We start from the raw sequence: 12,973 nt of genomic DNA, 5'->3' as shown, positions 1-12,973 counted from the left end.
AGGAAGGCGGCCACGCACTTGTGAAGGTTGGGAAAAAATTGAATAAGATTCAAAACTTACCCGGCGTAACAGACCCTATGGGGACAACGCGAGCCCCGAACGTCTCTTTGATAACAACGCAATAACTCAAACGGCGTACTGCTCGGTTTGGAGCCACTTAGAGTTCGTCTCGGGACCGCTTTCCCGAACCGCTCGGAGTTGCCCCCATGAACCCTCGTCGCAGTAGCAGCTCGCTCCCCAAACCGGGCCGGTCGGCCTATGGGGTGGCGACGGCTGTCGTCCTGCTTCTCATCCCCGTGATCGTGCTGTACGGCGGCAGCCAGTTGCAGAACTTCCTCAGCTTCGGTGCGGGCGTCCTGTCGCTGGTGTCCCTGACCTGCTCGGTGATCTGGGGTCTGGTCGCCCAGGACCGGATCTTCCTCAACATCCGGCAGCGCATCGTGGCACAGGGCATCCACAGGGTGACCGCTGTCGCCTCCATCGCGTTCCTGCTGGTGCACATCACCGTCAAGCTGGCCCTGGCGCACACGGTCTTCATCGCCGCGCTCATCCCGTTCTCGCTCGGCGTCACCGGAAGCGCCGGCCTGATCGGGCTGGGGTCCCTGGCGGGACTGCTCATGATCTTCGTGGGCGTCACCGGTGCCCTGCGCAACCAGTTCGCCTCCCCGGCGCCGGTCGCGGCGCGCTGGCGCGCGATGCACATGCTCGCCTACCCGGCCTGGTGCGCCGCACTGGTCCACGGCCTGTTCGCGGGGCGCCCGGCGAAGACGTTCTTCATGGTGTCGTACGACCTCTGCCTCGTCGGCGTCATGGCGGCCCTGGCGCTGCGTGCCGCACCGCGCCCGGTCAAGCGCAGGATCGCCGACCGGCTGGTGTCGGTCCTGGGCGGCGGGGAGCGGCCGGACTTCGAGGACCTGGACGTGAGCCGGGCCCGGATGGCGGAGTCCGCGCTTCCCGGCTACGAGAGCGCCCGGGTGGCCCAGCCGCAGGCCGCGGCCACGACGGGCTCCCTGCCCCGCATCCCGAGCCCCTCCGTCCCGCTGTACGAGTCCCCGGCACCCGCCGCGGCGCCGGAGTCCACCTCCGGCTTCGCGGCCGCCTACCGTGCCGTCTCGACGCCCCCGCGCACCCCGCAGACCTTCGCGGCCGACCAGACCGCACGCATGAACCTGCCGTTCGACATGCAGGCCACGGAGGCGATACCGCGCATGGAGAGCGCGGGCGGCGCCTCGGGCAGCTGGCCGATCCCGTCGCCGCCGCCCGTCGGCGAGGCGCGCCCGTCGGCCTACGACCCGCTGAACGACACGGGATACAACATCCCGCCCTACAGCAATTCGGGCACGAACGCGTACGGCGGACGTGATCTGTACGACACCGGTGAGACGAACCCGTTCTACGGCACGTACAACCCGGATGACACGTACACGAGCGGTCCCGCCAATGAAACACCCCCCGGTACCTCCTTCGACGCACCGGGTTCGGGCGAACCTTGGAACACGCCTTCCGGAGGCTATAGGTGAACGAGGCCCTGCCCGACGTTCCGGAAGTCCGAGTAGTCGGCCTTCCACAGCTCACGTCTGGCTTCGACCTTGTCGAACGACTCGATCTGCCCATGCACCTGAAGGTGCACGGGCCGCTCGAACCCCTGGGCGGTGAGCAGCTCGCGCAGCTCGCCGAGGCCATCAACCTGAGGGGCCGCGGCGGCGCGGGTTTCCCTTTCCACAAGAAGCTGCGCTCGGTCGCCGAGTCGGCGATCAAGCGCGGCGTACGGCCGGTCGTCGTCGTCAACGGAAGCGAGGACGAACCGGCCTGCCGCAAGGACACGGTGCTGATCAACCGTGCCCCGCACCTCATCCTGGACGGTGCTCTGCTGTGCGCGGAGGCCCTGGGCGCCCGCACGCTCGTGGTGGGGGTCACCCGGGAGTCCACGCAGCGCTCGATGGAGGCCGCGCTGGCCGAGCGCGGCCTGAGCAACGGGCGCAGGTCGGCTCTCCGCGCGCGCGTGCAGCGCAACCCGGTGCGCATGGTCACGGGCGCGGCGGCCTCGCTGATCCGTTCCATCGACGGCGGCCCGGCGATCCCGCCGGGCCGCAAGATCAGCGCCTCGCAGACCGGCGTGGGCGGCGCGCCCACGCTGCTGTCCAACGCGGAGACGTTCGCCCAGCTGGCGATCGCCGCCCGTATCGGACCGGAGCGCTACGGCAACACCGGCCTGTACGACGAGCCGGGCACCGTCATGCTCACGGTCTCCGGGGCGGTGGCGCGCCCCATGGTGATCGAGGTCCCGACGGGTGTGCCGCTGCGGTACGTACTGCAGCTGGCCGGCGCCCCGCCGGTGCCGCAGGGTGTGCTGACGGGCGGCTACCACGGCAAGTGGATCGACGCGGCGACCGTCAACGAAGCGATCGTCTCCCGCAACTCCCTGGACGCCGTGGGCGGTTCGCTGGGCGCGGGCGCCATCCTGCCGATCAGCCAGGAGACCTGTCCGCTCGGCGAGTCGCTGCAGGTCGCCAAGTGGCTGGCCGAGGAGAGCGCGGGCCAGTGCGGCCCCTGCTACCTCGGCCTGCCGGCGGCCGCCCGCGGCATGGAGGACATCCTCAACGGCGGCGGACCGGCCGCCCTGGAGGCCCTCAAGCAGGTCGCCAGGAACGTCAAGCGGCGCGGCGCGTGCTCGCACCCGGACGGCTCGGCGATGTTCCTCGAGTCCACCGTCAAGGCGTTCACGGACGACCTGGCCGCCCACGTCCTCGGAAACGGCTGCGGACGGCCCGTGGAGGGCGTTCTGCCGCTCTTCGAGGGCGGCAGAGCGCCGACGGGCGTCCCGGGCGGTGCCGAGGTCGAGGAGACCGGCCCCAGCCGCCAGAAGATCTACGTCGACTGGACGCTGTGCCGGGGCCACGGTCTGTGCGCCGACATCCTGCCGGAGGTCTTCGAACTGGGCGCCGACGGCTTCCCGACCGTCGCCCAGGCACAGGTGCCGCGTTACGCGGAGGCGAAGGCACTGCGCGCGGTGCGCCGCTGTCCGGCGCTGGCCCTGCGCCTGGAGGAGGACACCCGTTCACAGGCACCGTCACGCAACCTGCCGGTCCTCTCCCAGGGCCGGGGCCGCCGCGCGCTGGGCCGCTGAGACACGCACGGCGGGTTCTCCCTCCGGGGGGACCCGCCGTTTCCGTCGGGCGCGCGCACGCCCGGCACCCAAGCCGCCCGTACGACACCGAAGGCGGCACAACGTCGAAGGCGGGTCATCCGATCGGATGACCCGCCTTCGACTTCTGTGGAGCTAAGGAGAATTGAACTCCTGACCTCCTGCATGCCATGCAGGCGCTCTACCAACTGAGCTATAGCCCCTTGCGGCCACGCGGCTGAGCTGCGCATTTGGCCGTGTCGCCCGGTTTCCCCGGCGGCGACGCCAACATTACAGGTGGACGGGGTGCAGCACCAAATCGGTTTCCGTTCTGCCCGATTCGGGCGTTACGCGAATTTGGCCGGGGTTTTTCGGACCCCGGCCCGTGTCACGCCGTGACGAACGAATAGAACCGCTTCAGAGTGCAGTGCTCCTCCAGGAGCCGGCCGTAGATCGGCTCGCCCTCCAGCTCGCGGTACGTCTCGATCGGGTCGCCCTTTATGATCAGCGCCCGGGCGCATTCCTCGCACCAGTACTGGTAGTCGGGGTTGATCGGTTCCATGTCACGGACGATCGGCGTACCGCTGCCGCACCAGTCGCACTTTCGCCTGTGTGCACCCATCGATCAGCTCCAGCTGTGGCCGCAGGCCGTGCACACGTAGGAGATCCCGCCGTTGTCCCCGAGGACTTGAGCCACGTGGAGAGAGCCGCAGGAAGGGCAGACGAGGCGGGTGACCGTGTCCCGTATCAACGCCGCATCAAGGAGGTGACCGCCCTCCTTGAGGATGCTCGCAGGCATCGCTACTCCCTCCCGTCGGGCCGCGCCCCCTTCCGGCCGTTTGATTCTGCCACGGCCGGACCGATACGGTCAGCGACGCCTCGGTACCAGTCCGGCCACGGCAGCCGCCGCGGCCGTCGCGGCCAGCGCGTACATGCAGGACTGAAGCGCCTCCGCAGAGGTATACGCCCCCGGGGCCCCAAGTGACTCAAGCCGGTTCAGGAACAGTGTGCCGAACGCGGCGACGCCGATCAGCTGGCCGAGCTGCGCGACCGTCGCGAGCAGCCCGCTGGCGTCCGCCGCGTCCTCGGGCCGCACGGCGGCCAGCGCCCCGGTGAGCGTCGGACTGAAGCCGAGCGCGAGCCCCAGACCCACGCCGAGGTAGGCGACGCAGAACAGCGGACCGCCCGGGTCCCCGCCCCGAAACGCCAGTCCGACTCCGGTCACCGACAGCGCGATCAGCACGAACCCGGCCGGGACCAGCCGGCGCCGCACCGGCGCGGGCCATCTCCGCCAGGTCAGTCCGGCCACGCCGAAGACGGCCGCGGTCGGCGCGAAGGTGAGGCCGGCCCGCAGCGGGCTGTAGCCGAGGCCGCCCTGGACGTGCAGGGTGAGCGCGAACAGGAAGCCGCCGTTCACGCCCATCACGGCCAGGACGCGGAAGACGGCGAGGCCCATGCCGGGAAGGCGCAGCACCCGGGGCTCGATCAGCGGGGCGCCGCCGCGCCGCGCGAGCCGGGACTCGTACCCGCGGAACAGCGCGAAGAGCACCGCGGCCGCGGTCAGCGACAGCCACGACCACAGCGGCCAGTCCTTCTCCTGCCCGAGCACCAGCGGCACCGTCAGCAGCGAGACGGCCGCACCGAGCAGTACCAGGCCCGGGAGGTCCAGGCCGCGGCCCTGGGCCGCCGGGAGCGCCGGAGCCCCCGTCCGTCGTGCCGCGCCCTCCCGCGGCAGGACGCGCCGGCCCACGATCAGGAGTACGGCGCCCACGGGCACGTTGACGAGGAACACCGGCCGCCAGCCGGTGCCGAACAGGTCCGCGCTCACCAGCACGCCGCCGACGATCTGTCCGGCCGCCGCGCCGACGGCGATGACGGCCGAGTAGGCGCCGAGGGCCCGCACCCGCGCCTCGCCGGTGAAGGTGCGCTGGATCAGGCTGAGCACCTGCGGGATCATCACCGCCGAGCCGGCTCCCTGGACCAGCCGGAAGACGATCAGCTCGGTGGCGCCCTGCGCCAGACCGCAGGCGAGCGAGGCGGTGGTGAACAGGGCGAGGCCGGCGAGGTGGACCCGGCCGTGCCCGAGCCGGTCGCCGAGGCGCGCCCCGGTGATCAGCAACACCGAGTACGTGATGGCGTACCCGGCGATCACCAGCTGCAAGTCGGCGCCCGAGGCGTGGAGTTCGGAGCCGATGGTCGGAGCTGCGACGTTGACGATGAACACGTCGAGCAGGGCCATGAACTGGGCCGCGAGCACGACCGCGAGCAGCGGCCGGGACCGGTTGTCAGTGGTGGGCGCTTTACTGATCGCAGAGCTTGGACGCGGGTGCACGGGTGCAGGACCCGGCCCCGTCCGGGGTGTTGTCGTCATGCCGTCGAGCCTGGCGAGGCCCCGGTACGGGTGCCGAGTGCCCGCTGATGCTGGTACTGACAGCACCTGGCAGGGGACAAGTCGGGCATCGACGATGGGGGACGTGATGATGGGGACGACACAGCGACGCCGGCCCGAGCTGGCGGCCTTCCTGCGCAGCAGGCGCGCCCGGGTGACACCGGCCGACGTCGGGATGCCGCCCGGCCTGCGGCGCCGGACACCGGGACTGCGCCGCGAGGAGGTCGCCCAGCTGTCGGGCGTGGGCGTCACCTGGTACACGTGACAGCACCTCTCCGAACGTAACCTCTTTTGATGGCCAACGACTTAGTACAGCGAGCACACTGGGGAGACCTCACCGGGCAGAACTGGGCCGGACTGGCCCGTCTGTCGACCGAGGAGGCCGAGGGCGAACTCACCTCTGAGGAGTCGCCCAGCACGTCCGGGTTCCGTTTCATGACCGGCCAGGACATCAAGAGCACGGAAGAGCAGGAGAAGGACGGCCGACAGTTCGTCGAGAGCCGAGGCGGACGGTACGTGTACACGTACATGGAGCCGGACACGTCGGCGTGGAAGCGCAAGCGCGTACGCCTGCCCGATGGGAGTGTCGGCTACCGCGTCGTACGCCCGGTCTACGAGGGCGCGCTTGAAGATCTCAAGCAGGGCAAGGCACCTAACGGCGAGCACATCGACGGACTGATCGTCTACGACATCGACCGTCTGACCCGCGACCCCCGCCACCTCGAAGACGCGATCGAAACCGTAGAGCACTACCGCCGGCCGATCATCGACATCACGGGCACCCTGGACCTGTTGACCGACAACGGCCGCGCCATGGCCCGTGTGGTGGTCGCCATGGCCAACAAGCAGTCCGCCGACGCCGCCCGCCGCGTACGCCGCAACCACAAGGCAAGGCGGAACCTGGGGATCCCCGTAGGAGGAACGCGGCCCTTCGGGTGGCAGGACGACAAGCGCACCCTCAACCCGGCCGAAGCCCAGCTCATCCGCGACGCCGCCCAGCGGATCATTCTGGGAGCCCAGTGGACATCGATCGTCGCCGACTGGAACCGCCAGGGAGTCACCACATCGAGGGGCAACCCGTGGAGGTGGATCGGGCTCAGGGACATGATGCGGAACCCACGTCTGTGCGGGTACCGATCCCACCACGTGATCGAGTTCGACCCTGAGACGGGCCGAGAGATCAAGCACATGACGATCGCTCGCAACGACGCGGGCGAGCCCGTCAAGGGGCAGTGGACGCCGATCTTGACAGTCTCCGAGTGGGAGACAATCCAAGAGATCATCGGTGACGGTCCCATGCGGGGAGGAGGCCACAACGCTCGCGTTTACCTGTCCACCGGCACCCTCCGGTGCGGCAAGGAGGACTGCGGCGCACTGCTGCGCGGAACCAAGGCCCCGCCGAGCAGGGGTCGAGGCAAGCCGGAAGGCTACGGCAGCGATCATGGCCGACGTTCTCAGTGCCAAGCTGGGCCGCCGCATCGCACCGGGCGATCTCGGTTTCTTCGACCACACTCGGCCGACCGCCCCAGAGCCGATCGGCTACCCGAGCACGGTCCCCGACGTTCTGGCGGTGCTTGACGGCCTTGCCCAGGAGCATGCCGACACGCCCGTCTCAGATCGACTGATCATTGCGGAGGCCGACCTAAGCTCAGCCGTCCTGTCATGGATGATCGACCGGCCCGACGGCGTCCAGGCAGACAGGCCCGCACCTCAACGAGTCGGCATGCGCGACGTACGCGCGATCCGGGATGCCGCCTCCATGTTCATGCAGCTCGACTTCAAGTACGGCGGAGGCCACGGCCACAAGGCATTACGCCACTACTTCCGTCACGAGGTCCTTCCCCTGCTGAACGCCAGCTACAGCGAGAAGGTGGGCACAGCGCTCTACGGGGCCGCCGCCGAGGTCTCCCAGTTGCTCGCGTGGACCGCATACGACGTCGGTAACCACCGGCTTGCCCACCGCTACCTCACGTCCACACTACGGCTGTCCAAGGTCATCGATGACCGGATGTTCGGGGCGCGCATCCTGGGCAACCTCAGTCACCAGGCCAATTACTTGGGCGCGCACGCACAAGCCATCCAGCTTGCCCGCGCAGCCGTTGAGGGTGCCAAGGGCCGAGCCACCCCGCGCGCCATGGCGTTGAGTTCGGCGATGGAGGCCCGTGCCCTGTCCAACGCCGGCGACCGGGCCGGAGCGGCCGAGGCGATGAACCAAGCGGAACGACACTTCGAGCGGGCCGAAGGCGCTGATGACCCGGCATGGCTGAGCTACTTCGATGACGCCGAACTCTTGGGCGAGTTCTGCCACTGTTTCCGGGATCTGAAGATGCGCCGGGAAGCCGTCGAGCACGCACAGCGCGCCGTCGACAGCACCGATCCCCAGTACGCCCGCACGCTGGGCTTCTGCCGGATGGTGCTCGCCCAGAGCCAGCTACTGAACGGCGAACTGGAAGCCGCCGTCACCACCGCAAGCCTTGCCGTGGACGGCGGCGACTCTCTCCAGTCCTCACGCTTCCAGCGCTACGTCACCGACTTCCAGGCCGAGGTCAGCGCACACGCCGCTCACCCCGCCGTCGTCGCCTTCAACGAGCAGGTGAGCGAAGCTCTCGCCCGCCTGGACGACGAGGACGAGTAGCAGCTACCAGGGGCGCCAATCACGCGGCGCATCGTCGTTGCGCAAGCCAGCGATGCGCCGGCTGTACTCGGCCGCCGTCTCCTCGTCCTCCTGCACGTTCTGCATGAGCCACGTCGTCATGCCGAACTCTTGAAGCCGCCGGAGCGTGTCGTATCCGTGCCAGTCGTAAAGGTCCCGCCCGTACGCCCGCACGAAGTCCGCGTACTGCGCATCGGTCTGCCACCCAAGGCTGTGATGCTCGACCGCCGTGACCATCAGGTCCCACTCCGGGTGATCGAAGCAGAAGGCCTCGAAGTCGATCAGGATCACCTCATCCCGATCGTTCACCATGAGGTTCTGCACGTGGGCATCACCGTGCACCGGCCCCTTCGGAGTCTCGAACGTCAACTCCTCGAACTGACCGCGCAGCTCATGCCACCGCTTGCGGAGGAAGACCCGGTCATCGTCTGGGATCGGTGCCCTACTGATCCGTAGCTCTTGCTTGTCGAAGGGGTCGAACGCAGGCAGCTCAAGGCCCGCGGGCACCCTCATAGAGTGCAGGTCCCTCAGGATGCCGCCCAGTTCGCCGTACGTGGCCTTATGGTCGCCCTCCACAATGAGACGCCAGAAGGTCACCGGGTGGCCGTCGATCAGGAAGGGCTGTTCCAGGCCGTCAACGAGTCGGGACGCCGGAAACCCCTCTGCGGCCACCCACCTGGCAACAGCAACCTCGACACGAGCCTTCGTACCAGCTCCCCTAGTCGCGCGCGATCAACCAGTGCGAGCCTCGGGTGACCAACCCAACGCGCACCGGACACACGAGCACGACGGTACCCAGGAGCAGGCGGTCTCAGCGAGAGCGGGAGCTCTCAGCTTTGGAAGCTGAGGTGATCTAGGGGTGAGTGTCGCGTTGACCTGCGATGGAACGGGGCCCATACCTGGCCTGGGGCCGCCTTGCTGACCGGTGTTCCCCGTTGTTCCCCGCACGATCTGGCACGGCTGTGGCACGTTCTCTGTTGCCTACGGGTGACAGGCCATTGGGCGGCTGCGAAGGCCCCTCATGACCTTGCGCCGGTACTTTGGGGGGTCTCCCTCGGTTCGTCGGAGGGCTTGTCTCGCAGGGTCAGTCCTTCCGTTCGCGTATCGAGGATCGTCCGCTTGCGGAGGTAATCTTGCTGACCTTCACTCTCGACACCAACTGCCTGATCGCGCTGGAGGAGCAGCGGCCTGATGCTCCTGCCGTAGAAGCGCTGGTGACTCGGCACCGGGCTGGCACTGCCGCGGTACGGGTAGTTGCAACTGCGGCAGCGGAGAACCAGCAGGATGGCACCGTGCTGGATAACTTCGCTGGCTTCCAGGAGCGTCTGGCCAGGATGGGGCTCGCCGATCTAGAGATACTTCGCCCGGTGTGCGTAGTTGATCTCAGCTACCTCGATTGGTGTGTATTTGCTCATGACGAAGCTGAGAACGAAGGGCGAGAGTTGCATGCGGTGTTGTTCCCGACGGCGTCCTTCGACTACAAGGACGCTGTTCCTGAAGAGCTAGACGATCTGTCGCGGGCGCAAGCGGAACGCAAGTGGCGCAATCGGCAGTTGGACGTGCTTGTGCTCCAAACTCACATTCTGGCCCGAGGCGACGTATTCGTGACTTCCGACAAGAACTTCAGGAAGCCCAGCAAACAGGCTCGTCTGACGGCCTTGGGTGCTCCCTTGATCCTTGCGCCTGCGGACGCGGCACTCTATGGCGTCTAGTCGCGTGCTCGGCCTTGAGGCGCGCTGCGTCTCAGCTGCCCCTATGGCCAGCAGGCATCTGCCATCGCCCGCTGCTGTGCGTCGGCGCCGTCACGTAATTGGAGGCGCAGCCCTCTGCCGACGTCTGGACTCCGTTGTGAGCACCGCATTAGGAGTGCGGTCTGACCGCCTGTCCACCCGTCCTGCGCGGGGCGGCCGTGGCCGTCTCAGACCGCACCGCCCCGCTGCTGTCCGCTGTCGTTGAGAGTCGGCCGACATTTCATCAACAAGACAGCCTCTGCGTCGGTCAGTCGGCGGGTCAGACCGCCTCGGGCGGCACCACCGACATCCTCACAGTCAGCCATGGATGTCACCTCACACAGGCTGGGGTCACTTCCGACGCTTGCGTGTCCTCGCCTTGCGTTCGGCTTCCTTGCGCTTCTCGATGGTGTACGACGACCACTCGCCACGGTGCAGGTTGCATCGCGACGCACCGACCATCGCCAGCCGCCGGCACCGAGTGCCCTTCTCCGTGAGCGCTCCACACCTGGACTGTGTACGAGCCACGTCTCCCACCCCCCGGTCTCGACCGTTGTGCGGACCAGTGCAGATTGCCGGGCACACGTCCTTTGTGGAAGGCGCACTGCTCCGCGCAGCGGTGCACGGCAGCCCAAGGACGTTGCTCGGGGGCGCATGCTTTCCAAGTCTGTTGGCGGCCCGCCAGGGGCCGTTTCGGGCAATTCACCTGCGTTCATGTCCGTCCGGGCGCTCATCGTGAGCCGTGGGCCGGACTCGCCTGAACGGTGGTGTCCGTCGCTGAATGAGACGGAAACTGAGACGGACGAGCGTGATTGACCAGGCCGTTCGGATTCAGGACCGCTGGCTGCCAGCCAGCAATCGGGCGGAAGGATGATTCGGACGGCGGCGTCGGCAGGTGGCGGCCGGGAAATTTGCTTTCGGCCGCCGGAGTGCGGTGATAGACAGCCGTAGTGCAGAAGAATCTTGAACTCCCTGACCTGCTGCGACTGATCGACGAGCGGGCGACAGCCTTCCGGGCCGCGATCGCCGCCGCGCCCAGCCTGGACGTGCAGGTGCCGACCTGTCCCGAGTGGACGCTGTTCGACCTGGCGCGGCACCTGGGCTCGGGCCGCCCGTTCTGGGCCGCCGTCGTCGCGGCCGGTCCGGCCGACGCCCCGCCGGCCGAGGCCGTGGCGGCGCGCGCTGAGGCGCAGGCGCCCCGGGAGCGCGAGGCGTTGGTGGCCTGGCTGGCCGCGTCGACGCAGGAGCTGCTGGACACCCTGCGGGAGGTCGGCCCGGACGCTGAGTGCTGGACGTGGTGGGGCTCCTCGCAGTCGCCGCGGACCAGCAGTGCCGTCGCCCGGCACCAGCTCCAGGAGATCGCGATGCACACCTATGACGCCCAGCTCACCGTGGGCGCCGCGCAGCCGCTGCCGGCGGAGGTGGCGCTGGACGGCGTCGAGGACTTCCTGTTCACCTGCTGCGCGTGGTCGGGGGCCTGGCCGCACGAGCCGGCCGTCGTCGACTACCACGCCACCGAGGGCCGCTCCTGGCGCTTCACGGTCGAGGCGGACGGCGCCCGCGCCGTCCGCCTCCCGGCTGCCGGCGATGGCGAGGCCCAGGCCCCGGCCGACGCCGCCGCCCGGGGCACGGCCGGTGAGTTGGTCCTGTGGTTCTACGGACGCATCCCGCTGGACTCGGTGAAGATCGACGGCGACCGGGTCATCTTGGAGCGGCTCTTCGCCTGGGACCCGAACGCGTAAGGCGTGGTCGACGACGCGGCGCCCGGTCGCGTCGTCGGCTCATCCGACCGTGCCCTGGGCGGAGCGTCGGCGTGGCGTTACCGTCCTGGCATGGTTGAGAGCAGGCGTTTCGCGTCCTTCGAGGAGTTCTGGCCCTACTAGGCCCTGCGCTCGGGTAGCTACGGCAGGGGGACAAGTAGCTCAGAGTGACCGTGGTTGGCGGTCGGCTGGTCGTGCTCGCGCAGCATCCGTATGACGGTGGCGGGTGGGGTGTTGGCCCTTCTTCGCGCCGGTGGTGATGACGAGGCGCTTGGCGATGTCGCGCAGGCCGTTAGAGCCACATCCCACTCTTCCGGACCGCCAAACACCTTACGGAGCGACTTTGGCCTGGAGCTTCAATGGGCGAGTCAAGCGTGGTCGCGATCAGTAGTCGAAGAGCTGGTTTCAAAGGTCGCCCAAGTCGACTGACGCGATGGGGCGTTGAGCTGACCTGCGCTGATGCGCTCGCTCCCTGTCATCGCTTGTCGACGTTGGTCGCTGTCGGACGGCCCGGAGACGGCCCAGCGCTCGGAGCGGTGCCCCTAGCGCGGCGGTTGCTGGACTTGGCTGCTGTACAGCACCTGTGCCGGCGCTTAGAAGATGCGGGCAGGCCCAAGCTGGCTGGACCGGCGGGCCTGCAGGGTTTCAGCGACAGGCCGTTGGGTGTTGTCCTCGTCCGCGCTCGTCGCCGTCAGCGTTGCCGTCACTACCGTCCGGGCCGTCGTGCGACAGCCGCTTTACAAGTTCGATCACTCCTCGGCACTGCCGGGGAGCCACCCGGCCACGCTGGCCATGCCAGGTCGCCTAGGAGTGCTGGCGTCCGGCGCCGTTGATGTCACTTGCGGATGTCAGAGCGACCCAACTGCGCGCGCTCGCTGGCACGATGGCCCCGTGGTTGACCTGGAGGGCATTGCGGCAGAGATCATGGCGTACTTGAGAGCACTCGACAAGAGTGCCACCCTGCGGCACCACTTCCGCCACGCTGACGAAGAAGGCGGCCTCTGGTGCATCGAGGCCGTACCGAAGGTAGCGAGTTGATCGTCATCAAGCAGGCCGAACTGACCTCGGCCGGCCAGCTCCACCGGTACAGCAGGGAGCACCTGGAGGACGAGCACGGCGGTCTGACAGACCAAGCGATCGATTCTGAGGGATCCGCTGGAGCCCATCCCAGGCGGGGAGTTCCAGCGGATATGGACTCGCTGAGCGCGCTGGACAACCACTTAGACGTCATCTCATTTGGTGAGTCTGCGATAGCAGATGAGGGTGCAGGCGATGCTGGTGAAGGCAAGGAAGTGCTCGGCTTTGCGCTCGTAGCGG

The 12,973-nt window shown here is 68.2% G+C and carries 9 protein-coding genes, 1 tRNA gene and 4 pseudogenes; 9 read left to right on the top strand and 5 right to left on the bottom strand.

Annotated elements, in window-relative coordinates; all coding sequences use genetic code 11:
• The first annotated feature begins 206 nt into the window (after positions 1-206).
• Complete coding sequence (locus AB0A61_RS21695; protein WP_361294406.1) at positions 207-1,520, top strand: cytochrome b/b6 domain-containing protein; 1,314 nt, start codon at positions 207-209, stop codon at positions 1,518-1,520.
• Positions 1,517-3,127: an NADH-ubiquinone oxidoreductase-F iron-sulfur binding region domain-containing protein gene (locus tag AB0A61_RS21690; RefSeq protein WP_361294404.1), complete on the top strand. Its 1,611-nt coding sequence runs from the start codon at positions 1,517-1,519 to the stop codon at positions 3,125-3,127. Before AB0A61_RS21695 ends, AB0A61_RS21690 begins: the two co-directional genes overlap by 4 nt.
• 148 nt (positions 3,128-3,275) lie before the next feature.
• On the opposite strand, the gene AB0A61_RS21685 is transcribed toward AB0A61_RS21690, so the two are convergent.
• The 4 genes from AB0A61_RS21685 to AB0A61_RS21670 all read right to left on the bottom strand — a co-directional run bounded on the left by AB0A61_RS21685 (position 3,276) and on the right by AB0A61_RS21670 (position 5,381).
• A tRNA-Ala gene (locus AB0A61_RS21685) sits at positions 3,276-3,348 on the bottom strand.
• Between the two features lie 164 nt (positions 3,349-3,512).
• Entirely contained in the window at positions 3,513-3,746 is a 234-nt protein-coding gene (locus AB0A61_RS21680) for a hypothetical protein (protein ID WP_006136074.1), read from the bottom strand.
• Between the two features lie 3 nt (positions 3,747-3,749).
• Positions 3,750-3,923 (bottom strand): hypothetical protein, encoded by a 174-nt coding sequence (locus tag AB0A61_RS21675; RefSeq protein ID WP_361294401.1) that lies wholly within the window; start codon positions 3,921-3,923, stop codon positions 3,750-3,752.
• A gap of 69 nt (positions 3,924-3,992) precedes the next feature.
• Entirely contained in the window at positions 3,993-5,381 is a 1,389-nt protein-coding gene (locus tag AB0A61_RS21670) for an MFS transporter (RefSeq protein WP_361294398.1), read from the bottom strand.
• A 223-nt stretch (positions 5,382-5,604) separates the two neighbouring features.
• Between AB0A61_RS21670 and AB0A61_RS21665 the strand changes: the two are divergent.
• The 3 pseudogenes from AB0A61_RS21665 to AB0A61_RS21655 all read left to right on the top strand — a co-directional run.
• A pseudogene (locus tag AB0A61_RS21665) lies at positions 5,605-5,775 on the top strand (transcriptional regulator); the annotation flags it as partial.
• A gap of 32 nt (positions 5,776-5,807) precedes the next feature.
• Positions 5,808-6,785 (top strand): annotated as a pseudogene (locus AB0A61_RS21660) (recombinase family protein); the annotation flags it as partial.
• A 157-nt stretch (positions 6,786-6,942) separates the two neighbouring features.
• Positions 6,943-8,148: pseudogene (locus tag AB0A61_RS21655) on the top strand (sporulation protein); the annotation flags it as partial.
• Between the two features lie 3 nt (positions 8,149-8,151).
• Here the strand turns inward: AB0A61_RS21655 and AB0A61_RS21650 are convergent.
• Positions 8,152-8,838 (bottom strand): aminoglycoside phosphotransferase family protein, encoded by a 687-nt coding sequence (locus AB0A61_RS21650; protein WP_361294395.1) that lies wholly within the window; start codon positions 8,836-8,838, stop codon positions 8,152-8,154.
• Positions 8,839-9,299: 461 nt separating this feature from the next.
• Between AB0A61_RS21650 and AB0A61_RS21645 the strand changes: the two genes are divergently transcribed.
• From AB0A61_RS21645 to AB0A61_RS21630, 4 genes and pseudogenes are all read left to right on the top strand, one after another.
• Positions 9,300-9,878 carry a hypothetical protein gene (locus tag AB0A61_RS21645; RefSeq protein ID WP_361294392.1) on the top strand — a complete coding sequence of 193 codons (579 nt, stop codon included), beginning with the start codon at positions 9,300-9,302 and terminating at the stop codon, positions 9,876-9,878.
• A 968-nt stretch (positions 9,879-10,846) separates the two neighbouring features.
• On the top strand, positions 10,847-11,638 hold the full coding sequence (locus tag AB0A61_RS21640) for a maleylpyruvate isomerase family mycothiol-dependent enzyme (protein ID WP_361294389.1): 792 nt from the start codon (positions 10,847-10,849) through the stop codon (positions 11,636-11,638).
• Between the two features lie 909 nt (positions 11,639-12,547).
• Positions 12,548-12,694 carry a hypothetical protein gene (locus AB0A61_RS21635; RefSeq protein ID WP_361294386.1) on the top strand — a complete coding sequence of 49 codons (147 nt, stop codon included), beginning with the start codon at positions 12,548-12,550 and terminating at the stop codon, positions 12,692-12,694.
• Positions 12,691-12,973 (top strand): annotated as a pseudogene (locus tag AB0A61_RS21630) (hypothetical protein); the annotation flags it as partial. The gene AB0A61_RS21635 and the pseudogene AB0A61_RS21630, both read left to right, overlap by 4 nt.

This window comes from Streptomyces sp. NPDC046197, assembly GCF_040646295.1.
In the GTDB taxonomy this organism is placed as follows: domain Bacteria; phylum Actinomycetota; class Actinomycetes; order Streptomycetales; family Streptomycetaceae; genus Streptomyces.
Note: the sequence above shows the minus strand (reverse complement) of the source record. Positions and strands in the feature narration are given on the sequence as shown.